Consider the following 20,633-nt stretch of genomic DNA (forward strand, 5'->3'; position numbering starts at 1 on the left):
AAGAATGAAGTAAACAAATGATAAGTATTAAGGCTAAAGATAGGATTTTTTCACAATAGATAGAAAAACAATTGATTTTTATATTTGGAGAACCAAAGTATTATTTACCCAATATTTAAAAATTCAAATCATCAGGATCTTTTAGTTGAATGAAAAATAAAATACTCCTCATAACCTCTTATCTGTTTCTTTCAATCATGCAGATTCAGGCTGCAGATCATGTTCGAGATCGTTTTCTAGTAATCCATACATTCTCTCATAATTTTGAATGGACAAAAAATATCCAACAGGGAATACAGGAAGTTCTAGACAAAGAGTATCCAAACGCTCTTATCAACACCGAGTATATGGATATTAAAACTCTGGATATTACTGACTTTGATATGACTTTTAAAGAGTACCTGAAGCGAAAATATGGGCATACCAATATTACGGGAATCATTATTTGTGACGATCCGGGACTCCAGTCTTTTATAAAATATAAGGATGAGATATTTCCCGATATTCCTGTTGTCGCCTGTGGTATCAATAGGCTGACCGACGAGTATAAGCTTAGCTCCATAGACTCATTCATCTTTGAAAGAGCGGATATCATTGGCAGCTACAGAGGACTTCTTCAATTGAATCCTCAGTTGAATTCCATCCATGTTGTCTACAATTCATTAAATGTAACGTATGAAATATTTACAAGCTATCGCGATTCTCAAACTTTTGTAGGAGATAGGCTTAACGTAAATTACTATGATAATTACTTTGACAGCGATTTGCAGTTAAAGTTCTCCACGCTCGGCAAAAATGAAGTCATTTACCTAATCCCATCTTCTGGTAAAGATAGGATTGATTCTTTTCATTTCTGCTATTTGGAAAGAGAGCTGTCACTCAACAGCAATGTCCCTATTATTGTGGGATGGGATTATCAAGTTGGTAATGGAGTTCTGGGTGGATCTGTTATCGACTCGATTCAAATGGGGAGGCAGTCCATGAAAACCCTTCTTCATTTGACACGAGGGGAAAAGCCAAAAAGGTTCATTTACAAATATGATGGGATGTACAAACATCTCTATGATTATCAGGTGATGAAGCGATTCGGAATAGAAGAAAAACAGCTACCAGAGGGTTCTCAGCTTATCAACCGTCCACCCTCATATTTTGAATCACATCCCATGTTTGTATCTATTGTCTCCTTTTCTTTTTTTGTTCTAATCATAGTTTTTATAAGTTATTACAGGCAATTAAAGAAGCAAAAGATCATTGTTTCTCAAAAACAGAAAATCCTTACGCTGAGAGAAGGCTATCTTGATTCCCAGGTGGAAATGATAGAAACACTGGGTGAACTTATAGAAAAGCGTTCCCATGAGACTAGTTCTCATGTCAAACGTGTTGCTTATTTAGCTGCCCTCCTGGCTGAAAAAAGCGGGATTTCAGAAAAAGAGGCAAAGATTCTGGAACTTGCTTCTCCCATGCATGATATTGGGAAGATTGCCGTTCCTGATCATATCCTTCAGAAAAAGGGTGCTCTGACAAAGGAAGAATTCGAGATTATCAAGAATCATACAGTACAAGGATTTGAGATCTTGAATAATTCCAACCATCGGCTTTTTGAAGTTGCCCGGACCATAGCCTATTCCCATCATGAAAATTGGGATGGAACAGGCTATCCTTTAGGTTTAAAGGGAGAGGAAATCCCCATAGAAGCCAGAATCACACGTGTTGTTGATGTCTTTGATGCTTTGTTGAGCAAAAGACCCTATAAAAAAGCCTGGCATTTTGATGATGTCATGGTTTATATGAAGAAAGAACGGGGAAGTCTTTTTGATCCTACCCTCCTAGATCTTTTTGTGGCAAATATCTCCGAGATTATTGAGACTTACTGGGGCTTGGAAGATCCTGAATATTATGAAGCTCTTGTTCTACAAAGAAAGGTTAAAAATATTAATCCGGTGATAGATCTGATATAGGAAATCAATTTTAAAAAATGAATAACATTTATTTACAGAACTTAGGAAAAAGCCACAATGAAGGCATCGATGGTATTATCTCCCTTGATAAATTTGGATTGGAAAAGGTCTATGTACAAACGAAACGATGGAAAAACCAGGTTTGCAGCTCCAAAGTTCAGATATCTATGGGAATCTTTTCCTAATAAACGGTCCCAAGCTTACTTCATTGATGATTGAATTTGGAGTAGGAAATCAGCATCGTATTATCAAAATTGCAAAAGTTGATCAGGATTATTTCGAATAATTGAAAATTAAGCCTTAACAAATGCATACTATACTTTCTATTTCGATGGTGAATTGTTATTTGAAAAGAGAAAATTGAATGCAGTGTCATTACCTTTAACTAAACACAATACCGTTTTGAATTCTGGAGAATATCCCGTACCTCATGGCATCCATGTAATGGTCGTTAATCTTGATAATGCGGTCCTCTTCGTCTCGGGCATAGTCCCAAATCTCGGACAGGACACCGGTGCAGGATGAGCAGACGTAAAAGAGGTTTCGCTCTATCAGGCTGTTGATATAATCGATTCCCGGTTCTACGGCGTTATTGGCCTTCTGACCTCCTGTGATCTCCTGGATACGTTCTCCTCCTGCTGGGTCGCAGTAGACAGGTAGATCTTCGAGGAACCAGCCCTGGTCTTTCAGTTGGTCATTAAAGCTTCTTGTGGTGATATTGTGACCACCATGATCTTTCACTATATAGACCCTCTCACCAGAATAGCCAATCTTTACATTAGTAATATTCAATCCGAAATCCTGACCGGCAGTGTAGTAATCCATTTCCGGGAGCTCTTCTGGCGGGATGATCATGGACTCTTCAAAGCGTTCATAGATGCAGCCTTCGCCCTTTACCCAGAGCCCTTTGAGGAAGCGATCTTTCTGTTTCTCGGGGAGATTATCCAGTACATCGTCGATATAGCCTGAGTCCAGGTGGTCAAGATTGTCCTTTGGATTGATAAGCAGGGAGGTATAGAGCCCTGGCTTATTCAAAGGATCCTCTGTCTTGAAGTCAATCTTCCGGACGAAGATCTTATATGTCCAATGGAGAGGGGAGCCCGGGTTGCAGTCATAAAGGAAAAGGTTCCGGCATCCCGGGGTCTTCATGGCCAGGCGGGAATAGGCCGTGGTGACGGCGTGATAGGAGAGCTGAGAGACTTCGTTAAAGTAAATGGTGTTGTATTCATGGCCGAGTATACGATCGACCTGTTCCCTGTCTCCCAGGCCGCCAATCCAGATCTCACTTCCGTTGTACAAAGCAATGTAGTTTTCGTGTTTAATAAAGTGGTAACGATCAGGACCAATGGTCTTGTCCAGCCAGGGCAGAAGGGTTTCGTGAAGGACGGAGCTTCGGGCGTCCTTCAGGCGGAGCCGGCAGATCAAATGACGGCTCCCGGCATACTGGATGGCCCTGTAAATCAGAACCATCACCAGTAGGGTGGTCTTCCCGCTCCTGGACCCGCCGTAGAGCAGGATGTGTTTGGCTTTACTTTTGACGAGAGAGAGAGCCTTCCTCTGGGCAGAGGTCGGCAGAAACTTGATTCTCATACACCCTTGAAGTCTTCAAAGAAGGAGATCTCCAGTTGCTTCAGGGTGCCTTTCTCCTTCTCTTCGTCTTTCAGGATATCCGTCTCGATCTGGCTGCAGTTCTTCATCCAGTCAAGGATAGTTCCCTGAGACAGCTCATCCGGATCCAGCTTGTCCAAACGCTTATCAACCAGGTCGAGCATCTTCTTGGACAGTTCAAGGTGCTTTGCCTGCCGTTGTCGGAGGGCTTTCTCATTCTCCTCCAGGCGGATTTTGTCCAGGTGGGCATCATACTTCTCGGCGCGGAGTACCCAAGCATAGCGCTGGGACCAGGCTAACCAGATACCGCTTCGGCTGGATGGGAGCTCCTGATCCTTTAGCACCTTTCTGACGCTACGGCTCCCGCCGTAGTCCCGGTAGAGGCAGAAGGCGGTATAAGCCGCACCAGTCTCTCCGGGCTGACGGAGCCAGCATTCCTCTTCAATAAAAGTTCCTGACTCAATGATACTCGTTGATGCCATGGTCAGCGGCTCCTGGCCGAAAGCTCTTCGATAACCTTCAAGCAGTTTTCGAACTCAGCCTCCCAATCTTTCTTCTTCACAGTCTTGGCATGTTCCTGTCTCTTCTTAAGAAACGAAAAAGCTTGCCTGATAGTGGCTTCGGTAAGATAGGGCTTCTTCATTTCTTTTCCGCCTCTCCGGCCGGAACTGCATTTCCTATGATCCACTTTTTGAGCTGGATTTGGTCAAACAGGAGACGACTCCCCAATTTGATATGGGGAATCCGCTTCTGTGACGCATAGGTGTACAGGGTCTTAGTGCTGAGTCTGGTGAAGTCAGCGGCTTCTTCTACAGTTAACAGTCCTTCCATCTTTTTACCTCCGATAGATTGATATAGGGTGACAACGAATCCCACAATCTTCTCTTTGGTAATACGGTAAATCCTTTTCTACAGTCAGGAGGGTAGGGTTTACCCTACTTTTTCATACAACTTTGTGAAATGAGAGGATCTTGGATTGAACATCCCCTATCTCTTTTAAATCTTCAGCAGCATAATGTGTATAGTGGTCGGTCATGACAGATGATTGGTGTCCGGTCATACTTCGAAGCTTACTGTCTGAAATATTGTTGCTTCTCATTACAGTATTGAAGTAATGCCGCCAGCTATGAAAGGTTATGTTCTTTGCCTTGATTTCTTCAGCTTTCATACCGGACTTAACCAGGGCTGTTGTAAAGGCTCGTGAAATGGAAGTAGGGTGCATGGGATCACCATGATTATGAGTAGAAGCTAGAATATAATCTTCGTCAGATCTTCTGTCTAAATTCAACAGTTCATCGATCAACGATTGTGGTAGAGGCACCTCTCTGGATTTATGGTTCTTCGTATCGGTAACACCAAATTTTGCATGATATTGCCTGGAAATTGAAACTATCCCTATGCCAAGGTCTGAGTACTTTAATCCGCGGACTTCACCGATTCTCATTCCTGTACAGGCTGCTATTAAGCTGGCATAGTAGCATTTTTTATTGGGCCAGTACTCCATGATATTAGATTGGTCAAATATTTTTCGAACAGTCTCATGGGATAGTATCCCTCTAGTGAATTCAGTCTTTTTGAGCTGAAGAACTTTTCGGCTAACATCTTCTTTCAATATGTCTCGGCGGATTGCCTCGGTCATCATGATCCTGAGAAACCTCAGATAGTGATTAGCAGAAGTATTAGACTGGCCGCTGTCCACCAAAGATTGCAACCACTGTTCGATATCATAAATTCTGATGTCAGCCAACCTCATATCCTTAAAGTAGGGCATGATATGATTCTTTAAAATAAGTCGTCCTGTACTGGCATAGCTTTTTGAGATGTTTCGCCTGGTGCGTTTATACTTAAGGTATTCGCATTTATCCCAATCCCACCAATTCTTGGCATAATCCCTGAATGTTATTCTTCCCACCGTATCGGGCAAAAGCTTTCCCTCACGTAGGAGTTTCTGGCAGATATGACGGGCTGCAGACTTAGATGTCTGGCCTGTAGAATAAGCGCTTGTTCTTTTTCCAGAATCGTCATAGGTTTGATAGTACCAGATGACTTTTCCAGATCTCATTTTTCTTGGGTATACTGTAAATGGCTCTCTGTATCTCACTGTTTCCATCCTTTATGGGTGCCTTCAGAACTGCCGACACACCATGAATTGGTAATGTAGAGAAAACAGTAGGATGTTTAGTAAATCGTTGTCAGGTAAAGAATAAATCTATGTGTTTCTTTTGTCAACTTTTACTTACGCTTAATTGGATGTTATATCGCAAAACGGTTAGCTAAAAATATGATATATTGGATAAGGAGAAAAGATATGGGATTGAATCAAGAATTAGAGAAAGAAGAAACAAAAATAAAAACTGATAATTATCCGATGTCAATTGGTGAAATAATCAATTTATACTCTGATAAAGATATAAATCTAACACCTGCTTTTCAAAGGTTGTATCGTTGGAGTGAAGCTCAGAAAACAAGATTTATAGAATCTATTTTACTTGGAATTCCTATTCCACCAATATTTGTTTCTCAAAAGGATAATGGGAAATGGGATGTAGTAGACGGAGTTCAGCGATTATCTACCATTCTTCAATTTGCAGGTGAACTAAAAGATTATGACCCATTGAAATTAGATAAAGGTAAATTACTCCCATCTCTTAATGGGATGACATGGGAAAAAATAGATGCAGATATTAGACGAAAATTTAAAAGAAGAAAACTGGGTATTAATATTCTTTTGACAGGAAATAATACTAAATCTCAATATGAACTATTCCAACGATTAAATACAGGTGGTACTGATTTATCTGGTCAAGAAGTACGGAATTGTTTACTGATTATGCTTAAAAAAGATCTTTTTGAACAAATAAATAATCTTAAAATTTATAATTCTTTTGAAACATGTGTTCCGCTTACAGATAAAGCTAAAAGTGAAGAATATCATATGGAATTAATAGTCCGGTATTTTATTTCAACACTCAATGAATTAAATGTTAACGAATATAAACCTTTTGGAAGTATTGATTTTTCAGAATTTTTGGATATGGAAATCATAAAAAGTATTGATAACACCCAAATAAATTGGAGTAATGAATACATTAAGTTTAAACAGGTTTTTGATTTTCTAAAAGATTTATTAGGAGAAGGAATATTCAAAAAAGCATTTGAAGTAGATGGAGAAATAAAATTTCAAGGTCCATTTACTCTTACTTCTTTTGAAGTATTAATTCCTGGAATATATAAAAATCTTGATCAGATAAAATTAAAAGAAAAGGAAGATATAAAAAGCCAAATTATAAAAATATACAAACATTCTGAATTTAAGAAAAATATGCGTGTTGGTAGAAATTCAATACAAAGATTTATTTGCTTAAAAGAATTGTCAATAGAGATATTTGATGAGTTCGTATGATAGATCCAATAGAAAAGTTTGAAGATTCATTAGTAAAAGATCTCGCATGGAGAAAAAAAGAACTTCAAATTCTTAAAATGGCAATTATTGATACTGAAAATATCATTTATATCAAATCCTATTTATTGTTGTTATATTCGCACTGGGAAGGTTTTGTAAAAAAATCCGCATTGAGTTATCTAAATTTTATTAACTCTAGAAAAATTAAGCTCCATAAACTAAATGACAATTTTCTTTATCTAAAAATAAAAAAAGATATTAATGATTGTAGTCTTTCATTAAATAATCCAAGTATAGGTAATGAATTAAAACTAATCCGGAAAATTGATAAAGCTAAAAATGAAATATTTAAGATAAAGATTAGTAATAATGACAAACTCAAATTTATTGATACAGAATCAAATTTATCTTCTTCTGTTTTTGAAAAAATTCTAAATATACTCGGTATTGAAATACCAGTTGATTTTTCAGAGTTGATAATCGATAAAACAAATAGTTATAGATATAAAGCAAGAATACATCTTATTGATTTTTTACTACAGGAAAGAAATTCTATAGCACATGGAGATGTAATATTAGAAGATGATATAAATGACATCTTAGATAGGTCAGTAAAAATTGTTGAACTATTGGATTTATTTATAATCACTTTAGTAGAAAATATTCGAGTAAAGAATTATTTGAAAAGTGTATCATGAAATGATTGCGATATAACAAAAAAATGGAGCAGACAATATTTTTGTCACCGTCTTTGCATGCGCAAAGCCAGCGCCAACCCTACGGGACAATCTTGCTGCTCATTTAGGGCGTTATATAGATTAAAGAGGTTAGTGTTGGATTATAAAAAAATGATATTTCAATTTGGTGTTTTAATTGATACCTTCTCTGACTCTTGTGATGATAAAAACTTATCAAAATTAATTTCAGAAATAGAAATATTTGTAGAAAAGGAAAAAATAGAAAAAAAACTAAGTGCAATATTGTTCTATTATCTTGGTAATGCGTGGTCGTCACTAGATAATATAAGAAATAGAAATGATTCAAATATTTGGTTATTGAATAGAGATGAATTTGATCAATCAATCATAAACTATAGAAAAGCAATTAATCAAATAGATGATAATGGAGAAAATAGCAATCTTAGTTGTTCTCTTTTTACTAATCTAGCAAATGCATATAGTCAAATAGGAAGGCCAATAAGTGCTATTGCATTATGGAATAAATCTCTATTGATTAACAAAAATTTTCAGATGGCTATAGGAAATAAGGGTCAAGGACTATTTGAATATTCAAAGATGATGTATGACCCAAGTCATAGAGATCTCATAGGTCGTGAATCATTTTTTTTACTATCAAAATTAGATTATAAAAAGCTTCATTATACGGCATCTGAAATATTTAAAAACATTAAAGAAAAACTAGGTTCATATTTTAGTGATGAATATCTTAGAAAAGAATTTGATACTGAAAAATATGAGTTGGGAAGCAGACAAAATGAAATAGATTATTGGAATTGGGTTTTAAACACATCCCTTTTTCTTAATCCTTTAAATGATATCAATAAATCAAATACAGTAGCACACGATATTTTATCTCTTCCATCTATGATTGTACCAAAAGAATTAAAGCATGATGAACCTATATTCCATAGGCTGTTTAATGAAATTAAACAAGAATTTATAAGTTTAAGATATTTTTACTATAAGTATTTAATTTCTCAAGAAGATTTAATTCATTTTTCTGATAGTAACAGAAATTTAATTAATACTCTTGATTATTCTCAGCTAGGATTAAAATATGAATATTTGAAAATATCATTCAGAATGGCATATTCAATATTTGATAAAATATCATATTTTCTGAATAAATATTTAGTTTTAAATATTCCAGATCATAAGGTTTCTTTTAAAAACATTTGGAGGGAGTATGATACTGGAAAGAACAAATTTACAAAAGAATTATGTATACACATTATAGACTTAAAAAACAAACCCCTAAGAGGATTATATTTTATTAGCAGAGATTTTTATGAGCTTGATGAATCATTAAGTTTAGTATTAGATCCTGATGCAAAAAATATTGCAAAGATTAGGAATTATATAGAGCATAAGAGTTTTATTATCCATTGGGATATTGCAGGCTGGACTGAAAAAGAATCGTACAGTTATCATATAGCAGAGAAAGATTTCTCTAATAAGTGTTTCTTTCTAATTGAAAAGGTTAGAGAAGCAATTATTTATTTATCTTTATCAGTTCATTCAGAAGAAGAAAAATCGGAGAATGATGATATAACTATTCCAATAATAATGCCTAGTTATGATTACTAGTAATAAATAAGGATAACTATGAGTATACCAAAAGAGTATAGCGAGTTAAAGCTTAGTGAATTACCTCATGTTGTTATATTAGGAGCTGGCTCAAGTTGTGCAGCAAATCCCAATGGTGATAAAAATAATAAAAAACTACCGATGATGAACCAAATACCAGACGTTATTAGGTTATCTGATATTTTAAGTGATGAAGAAATTGAATCAGCAAAAGATAATTTTGAACTTTTTTTTGATGAACTCGTTCAATCAAAAAAAACAGAAATAACTGAAGAAATTGAGTCACGGTTATATAATTATTTTGACTCACTAGAACTATCAGATGAATTAACTTTATATGACAGACTAATATTTTCTCTTAGAAGAAAAGATTTAATTGCTACTTTTAATTGGGACCCACTTCTTTCTTATTCTTACAGAAGGAATAGCTCTCTTAAAACATTACCTCACTTAGTATTCTTACATGGAAATGTATTACAAGGTGTTTGTAATGAAGACAAGATACTTGGTTGGAAGGATGATGTTTGTAATATTTGTAAAAAATCCTTTTCACCAACAAAACTTCTATATCCTGTTTCTAATAAAATATATGATATTGATGATGTCATTAATGAGCAATGGAAAATTCTTGAAGATTATATTTCAAATGCCTATTACATTACGATCTTCGGTTACAGTGCTCCGTTTACAGATATTAATGCAAGAGAAAGGATTATTAATCACATAAAAGAAAACAAAAGAAAAAGATTCTTGCAATTGGAAATCATAGATATTAATGCTGAATCACTGGTTGCTAGTAACCTTAAAGATATCATTGTAGATACTCACTACTCATTATTAAATTCATTTGATAAAAGTTGGTTAGTTCTGCACCCTCGTTTTACATGTGAAGCATTATTTGAAGCAACAATGCAGCTAAAACCTCTTACTCCAATTCCTTTTCCAGATGGGTCATTACAAGAATATCAATCATGGGTTTATGAATTAAATGAAGCCTTTAGTGGATTTGAGAAAGAAGGGAATGAAAAGCAAGGCTGAAATATATAACGAGCTTTTGAAGCTGTCAGTTCTACTGTCATATTCTGTGCTGGTCTGCTACGCAGGCACAGAAAACGCCAGCTTACGAGCTGCAGCTTAAAAGATAGTTATGTACACACAATGAACATGATAACTAAAACGTGTTCATAAAAGTGCAATATATGCACACGATGACATTGACATGTACTAAAAATGGCTTACAATGGACATGATATGTGTAAAATAGCGAATAATAATTTACCTGAATTACCTCCAAAACAAGAAATTGAGACTAAGAATGTTTTAAAACATGCTATTTCTTCTAACCGAGAGCTAGCAAGGTTAAAGGGATACTGTTCTCTCTTACCAAATGATTCAATATTACTAAGTTCTATAATCTTGAAGGAAGCTTCAGCCAGTTCAGAGATAGAAAATATCATAACAACCCAAGACGCTCTATATAGGGCTATAGTTGCAAAGGAAAGAATAAATGATCCGGCAACAAAAGAGGTTTTAAGCTACAGATCAGCTTTGTGGCTTGGATATAATGAAATAAAGAAAAGCGACATTTTATGTGTAAATACAATACTCTCAATTCAAGAAGAGCTTGAACAAAATTCGGCTGGTATAAGAAAATTACCTGGAACAAGTTTAGTCAATGATACAACCGGTGCAGTACTTTATACTCCCCCTGATGATGAAGAAGTAATCAATAATCTTCTTACAAATCTTGAGAAATACATAAATTCAGATGATGAAATTGACTCCTTGATAAAGATGGCTGTCATCCATTATCAATTTGAATCAATACATCCATTCTATGATGGTAATGGTAGAACAGGTAGAATAATAAATGTCCTTTATCTTGTTTTAAAAGGGTTATTAGATACACCAGTTCTTTTTCTTAGTTCATATATAATTAAAAATAAAACACAATATTATAGGCTACTTCAACAAATGCATAAGTCCGAAAATTGGGAAGATTGGATAGTATATATGTTAAAAGCTGTAGAAGAGACAGCAAAGGACACATATAAAATCATTTCAGACATTATGGAATTATTAGAAACGACAATTGAAGTCTGTAAGAGTAGACTTCCCAAAAACATTTATTCAAAAGAGCTAGTTGAATTATTATTTGTTCAGCCGTATACAAAAATTGCTTTTCTTGTGGAGGCAGGTATTGCTGAAAGACGAACTGCAAGTAAATACCTAAAAGAACTAGAGCTGATAGGAGTATTAGAATCATTTAGATTAGGAAAAGAAACAATATTTGTTAATCGTCCTCTATATGATTTACTGCGGAAATAATAGTGGTACATAACAAGCTTTTGAAGCAGACAGTCGGGATGTCATGATCCTTGCATTCGCAACGATCCCGCCATCTTTCCTCCTGCTGCTTAAAAGAATGTTATGTGGATAAAGGAAGAAAATGAAAATTCTATTAAGAACATTTATATTACTTTTAATAATAAGCTGTAACTCAAAAGAAGAGACTGTAAAACAAGAGCTGGTAAAAGAAATTGTTGATAATGAAAACATATTAGCTGATCAACAGAAAGATCATAAACCTACAGAACTTAAAAGCAACATGATTATTGGAAATTCAACCATAAACTCATTAAGAATAAGATCCATTCCAGACATCAATTATGGTGAAATACTAGGTAAGGTTGATTTAAATGAAGAAGTAGAAATTATTAGCAGAACCCAATGGAACACTTACACAGACAATATTACGGATAGATGGTTAAACATAAAAACAAATAACGGAATCAATGGATGGGTATTTGAAGGATATTTAGAATATGATACAAAAATTAGAATACCAGAATCAGAAGATGAATTTGAAATTGAAAAATCTTTTATAGTAGATAAGATTGAAGAAATTATTTCTAATAAAACAAGTGAGATTGTATTCCCATCAGAATTTGATGATAAGCATCAGATAATTCCAACAGGATATGTTGAATATAATGGAATACTACTATGGACACATGGTTCGAGCTTATGGGCCTTTAATGGGAATAAAATAGCACCGATTTTCAATATTAATATTTTGTCCAAAGATAATAAATATATGATTGGACCTATCTATAAATTCAATGAAAATAAAATATTTATTACCACTGCCTATGGAAAATTCGGAGGATTTTCAATTCATCCATATTTTATTTTTGATCTGAAGACTTGTATGATTGAGAAAGACCTTGATGAAAAATTTAATGAATTGATCAAAAACGAAGATATTTATCCATATCGCAATAATTGTAATCTTTTATACGAAGGATATAAAAAAGTTTTCAATGGTAATCTATATGGGGTTTTTCGAAATAATGACAAAACATCAATATTTATATTTGATAAAACCGAAATGAAAAAATTGAAAAGCATTCCAGAAGAATACTATGGATATGCTATGAAATTGATATCAGAAAGTGAATTAATTATTTATCAGCCAAAAAATGGGTGGTATGATGAAGATACAGTAGGGCCATATATAACAATAAAATTCGATTATATTAATGGTATAATTGTTGAAAAATCGCTAATAAGTGAAGATATTATTTGGGATTATCTTAAGCAATTTGATTAAACAGATTTACCACATAACATAGATTTGAAATTGTCATTCCGGCTGTCATATTCTGTGCAATTCTGCTTCGCAGGCACAGAATTCGCCAGCTTTCGGTATGCAATTTAAATCGGCGTTATCCAGCCTTCGGCCAAAAAAATATTAAAAGGATTGCTGATAGTATCATATGATACTATCATTGAAGTATGAAACCACCGTATGATATTACGAAAACAATATTGGATTTATATGGGCAAATAACAGAAGCATTGGGTATCTGCCAAAGCTTTATGCTTGTTAAACCAGAAGCACGACTACGCCGTCAAAACCGAATTAAAACAATCCAATCATCTCTTTCAATAGAAGGTAATACACTCAATATTGAGAATGTAACAGCATTATTAGATAATCAAAGAATTATTGGTCCAAAAAAAGACATCATCGAAGTACAGAATGCTATCAAAGCATATGATCAGTTGAATGAATTGAGGCCATTCAATAAAAATGATTTTCTTTCAGCACATGGAATACTAATGAAAGATTTAGTAAAAGCACCTGGAGAATATAGAAAATCACAAGTAGGAATTATGAAGGGGAAGGAAGTAACACATATTGCCCCCACATCAGAAATGGTTCCTGGCCTAATGAATGACTTATTCAAATACCTTAAAGAAGATACAGATTTAGAAATTATCAAAAGCTGTGTCTTTCACTATGAGATGGAATTCATTCATCCCTTTGAAGACGGAAACGGAAGAATGGGGAGATATTGGCAAACACGCATATTGATGAAAGTAAATCCAATATTTGAATTTGTACCAATTGAAAAGCTAATTAAAGATCATCAGAAAGAGTATTATCAGGCCTTATCAATTTCAGATAATACCGGAAAATCAACTGTATTTATTGAATTCATGCTAAACATCATAAATCAAGCATTACGTGATACGATTAATGAATCAAAGCCAGCAAGCCCAGATTATCAAAAACGCACAGAAGTTGCTCTCTCTCAGCTGGATAGCTGGTTTGATAGAAAAGAATATATGAAAGTATGTAAAGGAATCTCTAGTGCTACAGCTAGTAGAGATTTAAAACAGTTAATTGAAGAAAACAGGATTGAGTCTACAGGTAAAGGTAGAATGACAAAATATAGAATGGAAAAGAGTGGATAACAAACAATTGAAGTAGAATTACCTACTGTCATGGATCAAGCTATCTACTACGTAGGCATGATCCACGCCAGCTGACGGCAATCTACTTAATTGGATGTTATCTAGAAATAAGAAATGATATAAAGTCAAATATGTAGTAAAATAGGAGTAATCTATGAATTATCAACCGATTTTTAACAAACTGACAAGAGAATCTCTATACAAATTTATTAAAGCTAATGAATTAAAAGTAAAAAAAAGTGGTTCTAAAGAGGAAATAGAAAAAAACTTAGTTGACCACTTTGAGAAGAATACTACAGATAAAGAAAAATTTGATAAGTATTATATTGATACAGAAAGTGCAGGTAGGAAACACTTCTATTTATATAGGTTCAAATTTAGTGACGGATTAATTCAAGATATTACAAAAAAATGTAATATGTACCACTTAGAAAATGATAGAACATTTAATCCTTTAAAAGATGATAATAAAATTTACTATGTTAATGAGAATAACTGTATAACGATCAAGAAAATCCAGATTAAAAAAGTATATACTTTACTTGATGAAGGTGAAAATGATGATAAGCTTATAAAAGAATATCAAATTACTCATATTCATTTTGTTGAGTTTCTATATTTTGATTTTAACCATAATAGAATAATTTGTGGGTATGATACTTATGGTGATATTCTTGAAAAAAGAAACCTCGATAAGAGTTTGTTTGAGTTTTTAGAAGATTTTATACCTTCATATGAAGGCAGTCTGGAACAATTAATAACATCAGACAGTTTAGAGAAACTTCGATATCTTCCAAACTGCCTTGTTTTTTCCATACATAATCAGGCAAATAGATATGATTCTGCAGTGTTCAAGAAAGAAAGAGCAGATGTTGAAGACATACTTAGGGATTTAAAACAGGGTAAGTATAAAATATCAGAAATAAAGGAAAATAACCCTGACTTTGACGTACAAACAAATATGTTATTTGAGGCTGGTCAATCAGTAGCAATAGATTCCGATATTGATTTATTTAATAAAAAGATTGATTTCTATTATTTTACCGAAAGAGGTGGTATTGTATCTACGTTTAGATTGAGAATGGATTCAATAAAAAGCCAGATAATTACATTTTCAGAATCAGTTACGAAACAGGAGCTTTGGGATGTATTCAATAGAATTAATTAATATATTAAAAGCAATTCCTGAGTTGTCACACCAAAACTTTTCAAAGATTGATAATTTGTTGGGTAGTGTTGGTACTGGTGGTATTTTCAGGAAATCTGAATTACTCCGAGTTGTTAGTCAGAAATCTTTGATATCAAAAATAGAAGCATTTTTAATTCAAAATACAATAATTCAACCATACAAAAAAAATTGTCCTACATGTGGCAATGAGTACGCAAAAGAAGTTGATAAGTGTGACTATTGCGATACTGATTTAACTAATCCAACAAATATAAGTTATTTTAAAATAGTTGCAGAAATACAATTATCAAATGATGAAAAGAAAGTTATTTCTCAAAAAAAGATGAACTTAGATATTTCAGCTTTTAAACTATTAATACGAAAAATTGAACGAATTAAAAGAACGCAACGCAACGGATATTTAGTATTATTTGACTTAGCAAATTCTACAGAGATTCGTAAGGAAAATATGTATTTTCATTCATTGTTATGCAAGCAATTTAATTCTTTTATTAAAGAATTTGTAAGGCCCTATTTTTTGAAATCAAATGCAATTGTTGTGAAATCAGAAGGTGATTCAGCGTTTGTTTTTTTTACTAACCAAGATGATCTTGAGTCATTTATAATGGATTATCATGAAAACATAAAGTTTCAAGATTTTTATAATAAGATGATTGAATTCAATGAAGACAATAAAGTTAAATCGTATATAAAAACATATATTTCCGCATCTGATGTATCTGAATATCACCAAACAGATATGTTAAGTCTCGATTTTGAAAGTATGGAAGCTTTTACATTTATTAATCGAATAGAAAAGATTGGTAAATCTAAACTCGTTGAGTCTTATGGGGAAAATGACTTAATACCATATTTTATTTTAAGTAGAACTGAAATATTTCCAAGTAAAGAGTTCATGTTAAGTAATGTGCAGAATTATGGAAATGTAAATGTTTATTTATCTCTATCAAAAGACATAGATTCAACAATCTCTAGATAACAAACATTTGAACGTTGACAGCCCTACTGTCACAAATGCTGCTTTTCGCTTCGCGGCAGCATTTCCGCCAGCTTAACGGTCTGCAAGTTAAATGGGCGTTATGCCGATCAAAAGACATAAGTTCCTATTGTAAAAGGATTAATTAAAAACATAGGCATTGCTGCATCTAAAAAGGAAATCTCCGATGGTAGCTTATGCTTCGAAGAGAAATCCAGACCAAGGTGAGGATGAAGAGAATATCAAACCATAAGAAGTGTCTAATGAGCAATAGTATAAAATAGACCTACACAATAGAATGTGTTATGCTTTACACTAACTTGTATTTGGAGGTTGTTATGGCAACTAATTTAGCAATAGATGATCAATTACTGGTGTTAGCGCAAAATGTCGCTGGTATAAAGACTAAAAAAGAAACAGTAAATCAGGCTCTTAAAGAATTTGTTCAAAGAAGACAGCAAGAAGATATTATCGATCTCTTTGGAGAAATTGATTATGACGATGATTATGATTACAAAAAACTGAGAGATAGAAATTGAAAGTACTTGTGGATACATCTGTTTGGTCTCTCGCATTTAGGAAAAAGAGCCCAACAGAAGATGAGAAGAGAATAATTAATGAACTCAAAGAGCTGATACGTGAGTTACGTGTAGTGCTAATTGGCCCAATTAGACAAGAATTACTATCGGGAATCTCAAATGAGATAAAATTCCAGTCATTAAAAGACAAAATGAGGGCATTTGATGATCTGGTTATTACAACACAGGATTATGAATATGCAGCTAAAATTTATAATGATTGCCGAAAGAATGGAATACAAGGTTCTCAAGTTGACTATTTGATTTGCAGTGTTGCTAGATCAAATAACATCAGTGTATTCTCAACTGATAAGGATTTTACCAATTACAATCAAGTAATTGAGCTTAAGCTGCATCAGGTGAGAAAAGAGATATAAGAGACGGCATAACAAGCTAATGCACCTGACATTCCTATTGTCACACCTTCTTGCTCAAGATCTATTCAATAATAAATAATTGCTTTTCAATATAGTGTTGATGATTTACCATATTGGCAAGAAGTGGGCCAATACCTGTCCTGCGGCCAGGCCGGAATGCACGTGATCAGGATGTTGTGCAGGCAAAAATGCTAGGATTCAGATTTCTGATATTTTCTCATGAAATATTTAGGGATTTTCCTTCTCTTGTTGGTATCTGTCTGTCATGGATAAATGTAGCAACCTTGTCGGCTGCGGCTGGCAGAAGTACAAATATAGTGGAATTCGCCTGCGCCTTATTCAACTGTTTTAAAATTGACCCAGTTCTGGCCGTTGAATTCTGAAGTGGGGGTGCACAACAAACTAATGCACCTGACATTCCTTTTGTCACACCTTCTTGCTTAAAGTCTTTTCAATAATAAATATTGCTTCTCAATATAGTGTTGATGATTTACCATAATGGCAAGAAGTGCGCCAATACCTGTCCTTTGGCCAGGCCGGAATGCACGTGATCAGGATGTTCTACAGATTTAAGAATTAATAAGTCTTTAAATCAAAAGAAATAATATAAATTTTAGTAAAATAAGAGAAATAAATCAAACTCCAGTGGAAGCTCAGCTTTGGAGTAATAAACCTCCGGTGGAAGATTATTATGTTAGAATGAATGATCAGGAAATGGACTAAGTACGAGATTAGATGTATATTGAACGTACGGATAACCGTACGGAGGATGCCATGAGTTCAATTAATGTAACAAATGCAAGGAAAGATCTGTATAAAATTGTTGAAACTGTCAATTTATCTCATGAACCTGTACATATAACAGGAAAAAACAGCTCTGCTGTTTTAATAGGAGAGGATGACTGGAAGAGCATTGAAGAAACGCTTCATCTCATGTCCATACCAGGCATGAGAGAATCTATCATTAAAGGAATGAATACTCCAATAGATGAATTAGATGATTCTTTGGATTGGTAAATGTTCAAATTACTCTATACAAAACAAGCAAAAAAAGATGCAAGAAAGCTATCTGAAAGTAGTCTAAAAAAGAAAGCTCAGCAGATATTAGAAATAATAGAAGTCAATCCATTCCAGAATCCACCCCCATATGAAAAACTGATTGGAGATTTAACAGGGGCTTACTCAAGAAGAATAAATATTCAACATCGTATTGTATATCAAGTACTTGAAAAAGAACAAATAGTTAAAATATTAAGAATGTGGACACACTATGAATAAAGAGAACTGTAGAACAAGCTTTTGAAGTAGTCAGTCGGGATGTCATGATCCTTGCATTCGCAACGATCCCGCCATCTTTCCTCCTGCTGCTTAAAAGAATGTTATGCCGATCAAAAGACATAAGTTCCTATTGTAAAAGGATTAATTAAAAACATAGGCATTGCTGCATCTAAAAAGGAAATCTCCGATGGTAGCTTATGCTTCGAAGAGAAATCCTGACAAAGTCAGGATGGATACATGCATTTTATATCACAAAAAGATTTTATATCATCCAATTAGAATATTATCAAATTGATAAAACATATCAAATGTGGTATAATCCATTGAGATGAATGAAGTATTGATTCTTGAACCTGCAAAGGAATTTATTGATTCTCTTAGTATTAAAATGCAGGCATAAACATTTAGAACAATTGATTTGTTGCAGGAATTTGGATTCTCATTAGCAATGCCACACTCAAAAAAGCTTACTGGTTATGATCTATATGAACTGAGAGTGAAATTTGCATCAGATATTGTTCGCATGTTTTATTATGTCCACAATGGAAAGATATTCATTATTTCATCTGGATATATAAAAAAGACAAACAAGACCAGTAAAAATGAAATTGAAAAAGCTATATCGTTAATAAATAGATACTTACAGGAGGTTGAAGATGAAAGCATATAATTATGAAGAATTTAAGAAAGAGCGACTATCTGATCCCCATTTAAAAGCAGAATATGATTTCTTAGAAGAAGAATTCACATTATCAAAAGAAATAATTCAACTAAGGAAAGACAAAAACTTAACCCAGAAAGAACTTGCTCATGAAATAGGAAGCTCACAACCAGCAATAGCGAGGCTTGAATCAGGGAATTACAGAAATTTATCACTTTCCTTCTTAAGAAAAGTTGCTACAGCTTTAGATGCAGTACCAGAAGTACATCTAAAAAGAAAGGCAAATTAAGAACGAGGCATAACAAGCTAATGCACCTGACATTCCTATTGTCACACCTTCTTGCTCAAGATCCATTCAATAATAAATAATTGCTTTTCAATATAGTTTTGATGATTTACCATATTGGCAAGAAGTGCGCCAATACCTGTCCTGCGGCCAGGCCGGAATGCACGTGATCAGGGTGTTATGCTGAAGAAAGTCTGATTTGCACAGAAGGAAGTTTTATGAGTGAATATTCTAAGAAAATATTTCCACAATTACGGATAGCAATTAAACGAGATTTAAATATCGATGATATATTCAAGCAATCAAATTTCTTTCAAAATGCACAAAAATATGAAATAGAATTTGGAAAAGTAATACTTGATAATGCTTTTCCTATCCATAAGTATCACATAGCTCTATATAACATTTTTCCATTAAAAAATAAGAGATTTGAGTTCAGATTAGCTATTATATATGGAAATAGAGAACTTAGTAAAAATTATAGTTCGAAATATAATGAAAAAAAAGAATATGAAATAAGAACAGGTTGTATATTACATGGAAAAGGAAGAGAATCCAATAATAATCTAGAAATATTATATAATGACTTCGAAATATTAGAATGGAATACTAATGTTTCATATCAGACTTTGAAAGATAAAGTTGGTTGGATTGCGAAACCTGTGTCTCATTCTTTAACAGATGAATTTTTTAAAGAATATAAAATAGATGATTCACAAAAGATATTTGTTAGCAATCATGGAAAAGTACAAGACGAAAATAGAAAAGATATTGAACCGATATATGATAAAATATGTAAACTTTTATATGTGAAAAATAAAATTTATATTCACCAATTAGTTGCTTCCCTTTTTTCAATCAATAGGAATAAAACTCTATGTACTCAAGTTCACCATATTGATAATAATGGATATAACAACTCTGTAGAAAATTTATTATACGTTTCAGCAGAACAACATGCTTGCATACATACATTTATGTGGGATAAGTATTATTTAAAAGATTACATTTTGAATTTTTATAGGCTTTGATTGGGCTAAACCTTAAATATTTATTTGTTTAAAGAAATTACATGATTTACTATGTAAATAGGAAAAAACAAATAATGCAATAATGAAAACTAAACAATAGGAAAATTCAGCATAACAAAGCCATGAACCAGATTTTCCTATGGCATACTTTCTGCTTTTCGGCTCCGCCGGCAGAAAATACGCCATCTACGGAAAAC

At 33.6% G+C, this 20,633-nt stretch carries 23 protein-coding genes; 18 read left to right on the top strand and 5 right to left on the bottom strand.

Annotation, left to right across the window (positions count from 1 at the left end; genetic code table 11):
* The first annotated feature begins 149 nt into the window (after positions 1-149).
* Positions 150-1,958 (top strand): HD domain-containing phosphohydrolase, encoded by a 1,809-nt coding sequence (locus tag EXM22_RS01975; RefSeq protein WP_149484901.1) that lies wholly within the window; start codon positions 150-152, stop codon positions 1,956-1,958.
* Between the two features lie 17 nt (positions 1,959-1,975).
* Positions 1,976-2,143 (top strand): restriction endonuclease, encoded by a 168-nt coding sequence (locus tag EXM22_RS01980; protein ID WP_149484902.1) that lies wholly within the window; start codon positions 1,976-1,978, stop codon positions 2,141-2,143.
* 196 nt (positions 2,144-2,339) lie between these two features.
* Here the strand turns inward: EXM22_RS01980 and EXM22_RS01985 are convergent, their stop codons facing one another.
* The 5 genes from EXM22_RS01985 to EXM22_RS02000 all read right to left on the bottom strand — a co-directional run bounded on the left by EXM22_RS01985 (position 2,340) and on the right by EXM22_RS02000 (position 5,667).
* Complete coding sequence (locus tag EXM22_RS01985; protein WP_149484903.1) at positions 2,340-3,548, bottom strand: phage terminase large subunit; 1,209 nt, start codon at positions 3,546-3,548, stop codon at positions 2,340-2,342.
* Positions 3,545-4,048: a hypothetical protein gene (locus tag EXM22_RS01990; RefSeq protein ID WP_149484904.1), complete on the bottom strand. Its 504-nt coding sequence runs from the start codon at positions 4,046-4,048 to the stop codon at positions 3,545-3,547. The genes EXM22_RS01985 and EXM22_RS01990 overlap by 4 nt, the downstream gene beginning before the upstream one ends.
* A gap of 2 nt (positions 4,049-4,050) precedes the next feature.
* Positions 4,051-4,209 (bottom strand): hypothetical protein, encoded by a 159-nt coding sequence (locus EXM22_RS18185; protein WP_168203297.1) that lies wholly within the window; start codon positions 4,207-4,209, stop codon positions 4,051-4,053.
* Entirely contained in the window at positions 4,206-4,397 is a 192-nt protein-coding gene (locus EXM22_RS01995; protein WP_149484905.1) for a helix-turn-helix domain-containing protein, read from the bottom strand. The genes EXM22_RS18185 and EXM22_RS01995 overlap by 4 nt, the downstream gene beginning before the upstream one ends.
* 112 nt (positions 4,398-4,509) lie before the next feature.
* Complete coding sequence (locus tag EXM22_RS02000) at positions 4,510-5,667, bottom strand: tyrosine-type recombinase/integrase (protein ID WP_168203298.1); 1,158 nt, start codon at positions 5,665-5,667, stop codon at positions 4,510-4,512.
* A 207-nt stretch (positions 5,668-5,874) separates the two neighbouring features.
* Here EXM22_RS02000 and EXM22_RS02005 point away from each other — a divergent pair, with 207 nt between their 5' ends.
* From EXM22_RS02005 to EXM22_RS02080, 16 genes are all read left to right on the top strand, one after another.
* Positions 5,875-6,969 (top strand): DUF262 domain-containing protein, encoded by a 1,095-nt coding sequence (locus tag EXM22_RS02005; protein ID WP_168203299.1) that lies wholly within the window; start codon positions 5,875-5,877, stop codon positions 6,967-6,969.
* Positions 6,966-7,667 carry an MAE_28990/MAE_18760 family HEPN-like nuclease gene (locus tag EXM22_RS02010; RefSeq protein WP_149484908.1) on the top strand — a complete coding sequence of 234 codons (702 nt, stop codon included), beginning with the start codon at positions 6,966-6,968 and terminating at the stop codon, positions 7,665-7,667. The genes EXM22_RS02005 and EXM22_RS02010 overlap by 4 nt, the downstream gene beginning before the upstream one ends.
* 135 nt (positions 7,668-7,802) lie before the next feature.
* Positions 7,803-9,296, top strand: coding sequence for an LA2681 family HEPN domain-containing protein (locus EXM22_RS02015; protein WP_149484909.1), 1,494 nt, complete (start codon positions 7,803-7,805; stop codon positions 9,294-9,296).
* Between the two features lie 18 nt (positions 9,297-9,314).
* A complete protein-coding gene (locus EXM22_RS02020) occupies positions 9,315-10,334 on the top strand; it encodes an AbiH family protein (protein ID WP_149484910.1) in 1,020 nt (339 codons plus the stop codon).
* 192 nt (positions 10,335-10,526) lie between these two features.
* Positions 10,527-11,624 (top strand): Fic family protein, encoded by a 1,098-nt coding sequence (locus tag EXM22_RS02025; protein WP_246157061.1) that lies wholly within the window; start codon positions 10,527-10,529, stop codon positions 11,622-11,624.
* 121 nt (positions 11,625-11,745) lie between these two features.
* On the top strand, positions 11,746-12,909 hold the full coding sequence (locus EXM22_RS02030; RefSeq protein WP_149484911.1) for an SH3 domain-containing protein: 1,164 nt from the start codon (positions 11,746-11,748) through the stop codon (positions 12,907-12,909).
* Between the two features lie 185 nt (positions 12,910-13,094).
* Positions 13,095-14,060: a Fic family protein gene (locus EXM22_RS02035; RefSeq protein WP_149484912.1), complete on the top strand. Its 966-nt coding sequence runs from the start codon at positions 13,095-13,097 to the stop codon at positions 14,058-14,060.
* Between the two features lie 154 nt (positions 14,061-14,214).
* Positions 14,215-15,228, top strand: coding sequence for a hypothetical protein (locus EXM22_RS02040; protein WP_149484913.1), 1,014 nt, complete (start codon positions 14,215-14,217; stop codon positions 15,226-15,228).
* On the top strand, positions 15,206-16,228 hold the full coding sequence (locus tag EXM22_RS02045) for a hypothetical protein (RefSeq protein ID WP_149484914.1): 1,023 nt from the start codon (positions 15,206-15,208) through the stop codon (positions 16,226-16,228). The genes EXM22_RS02040 and EXM22_RS02045 overlap by 23 nt, the downstream gene beginning before the upstream one ends.
* 335 nt (positions 16,229-16,563) lie before the next feature.
* Positions 16,564-16,764 (top strand): type II toxin-antitoxin system VapB family antitoxin, encoded by a 201-nt coding sequence (locus EXM22_RS02050; protein WP_149484915.1) that lies wholly within the window; start codon positions 16,564-16,566, stop codon positions 16,762-16,764.
* Entirely contained in the window at positions 16,761-17,180 is a 420-nt protein-coding gene (gene vapC / locus EXM22_RS02055; RefSeq protein WP_149484916.1) for a type II toxin-antitoxin system VapC family toxin, read from the top strand. Before EXM22_RS02050 ends, vapC begins: the two co-directional genes overlap by 4 nt.
* 774 nt (positions 17,181-17,954) lie before the next feature.
* A complete protein-coding gene (locus EXM22_RS02060; RefSeq protein ID WP_149484917.1) occupies positions 17,955-18,197 on the top strand; it encodes a type II toxin-antitoxin system Phd/YefM family antitoxin in 243 nt (80 codons plus the stop codon).
* On the top strand, positions 18,198-18,458 hold the full coding sequence (locus EXM22_RS02065) for a Txe/YoeB family addiction module toxin (RefSeq protein WP_149484918.1): 261 nt from the start codon (positions 18,198-18,200) through the stop codon (positions 18,456-18,458).
* Between the two features lie 418 nt (positions 18,459-18,876).
* On the top strand, positions 18,877-19,128 hold the full coding sequence (locus EXM22_RS02070; protein WP_210411536.1) for a type II toxin-antitoxin system RelE/ParE family toxin: 252 nt from the start codon (positions 18,877-18,879) through the stop codon (positions 19,126-19,128).
* Positions 19,115-19,408: a helix-turn-helix domain-containing protein gene (locus tag EXM22_RS02075; RefSeq protein WP_149484920.1), complete on the top strand. Its 294-nt coding sequence runs from the start codon at positions 19,115-19,117 to the stop codon at positions 19,406-19,408. Before EXM22_RS02070 ends, EXM22_RS02075 begins: the two co-directional genes overlap by 14 nt.
* 215 nt (positions 19,409-19,623) lie before the next feature.
* Entirely contained in the window at positions 19,624-20,436 is an 813-nt protein-coding gene (locus EXM22_RS02080) for a hypothetical protein (protein ID WP_149484921.1), read from the top strand.
* Positions 20,437-20,633: the final 197 nt, after the last annotated feature.

This window comes from Oceanispirochaeta crateris, from assembly GCF_008329965.1.
Lineage (GTDB): Bacteria > Spirochaetota > Spirochaetia > DSM-2461 > DSM-2461 > Oceanispirochaeta > Oceanispirochaeta crateris.

Coding starts and splice junctions, on each gene's coding strand:
- EXM22_RS01975 (WP_149484901.1), top strand. CDS start 150: ATGAAAAATAAAATACTCCTCATAACCTCTTATCTGTTTCTTTCAATC.
- EXM22_RS01980 (WP_149484902.1), top strand. CDS start 1,976: ATGAATAACATTTATTTACAGAACTTAGGAAAAAGCCACAATGAAGGC.
- EXM22_RS01985 (WP_149484903.1), bottom strand. CDS start 3,548: ATGAGAATCAAGTTTCTGCCGACCTCTGCCCAGAGGAAGGCTCTCTCT.
- EXM22_RS01990 (WP_149484904.1), bottom strand. CDS start 4,048: ATGGCATCAACGAGTATCATTGAGTCAGGAACTTTTATTGAAGAGGAA.
- EXM22_RS18185 (WP_168203297.1), bottom strand. CDS start 4,209: ATGAAGAAGCCCTATCTTACCGAAGCCACTATCAGGCAAGCTTTTTCG.
- EXM22_RS01995 (WP_149484905.1), bottom strand. CDS start 4,397: ATGGAAGGACTGTTAACTGTAGAAGAAGCCGCTGACTTCACCAGACTC.
- EXM22_RS02005 (WP_168203299.1), top strand. CDS start 5,875: ATGGGATTGAATCAAGAATTAGAGAAAGAAGAAACAAAAATAAAAACT.
- EXM22_RS02010 (WP_149484908.1), top strand. CDS start 6,966: ATGATAGATCCAATAGAAAAGTTTGAAGATTCATTAGTAAAAGATCTC.
- EXM22_RS02020 (WP_149484910.1), top strand. CDS start 9,315: ATGAGTATACCAAAAGAGTATAGCGAGTTAAAGCTTAGTGAATTACCT.
- EXM22_RS02025 (WP_246157061.1), top strand. CDS start 10,527: ATGGCTTACAATGGACATGATATGTGTAAAATAGCGAATAATAATTTA.
- EXM22_RS02030 (WP_149484911.1), top strand. CDS start 11,746: ATGAAAATTCTATTAAGAACATTTATATTACTTTTAATAATAAGCTGT.
- EXM22_RS02035 (WP_149484912.1), top strand. CDS start 13,095: ATGAAACCACCGTATGATATTACGAAAACAATATTGGATTTATATGGG.
- EXM22_RS02040 (WP_149484913.1), top strand. CDS start 14,215: ATGAATTATCAACCGATTTTTAACAAACTGACAAGAGAATCTCTATAC.
- EXM22_RS02045 (WP_149484914.1), top strand. CDS start 15,206: ATGTATTCAATAGAATTAATTAATATATTAAAAGCAATTCCTGAGTTG.
- EXM22_RS02050 (WP_149484915.1), top strand. CDS start 16,564: ATGGCAACTAATTTAGCAATAGATGATCAATTACTGGTGTTAGCGCAA.
- EXM22_RS02060 (WP_149484917.1), top strand. CDS start 17,955: ATGAGTTCAATTAATGTAACAAATGCAAGGAAAGATCTGTATAAAATT.
- EXM22_RS02065 (WP_149484918.1), top strand. CDS start 18,198: ATGTTCAAATTACTCTATACAAAACAAGCAAAAAAAGATGCAAGAAAG.
- EXM22_RS02075 (WP_149484920.1), top strand. CDS start 19,115: ATGAAAGCATATAATTATGAAGAATTTAAGAAAGAGCGACTATCTGAT.
- EXM22_RS02080 (WP_149484921.1), top strand. CDS start 19,624: ATGAGTGAATATTCTAAGAAAATATTTCCACAATTACGGATAGCAATT.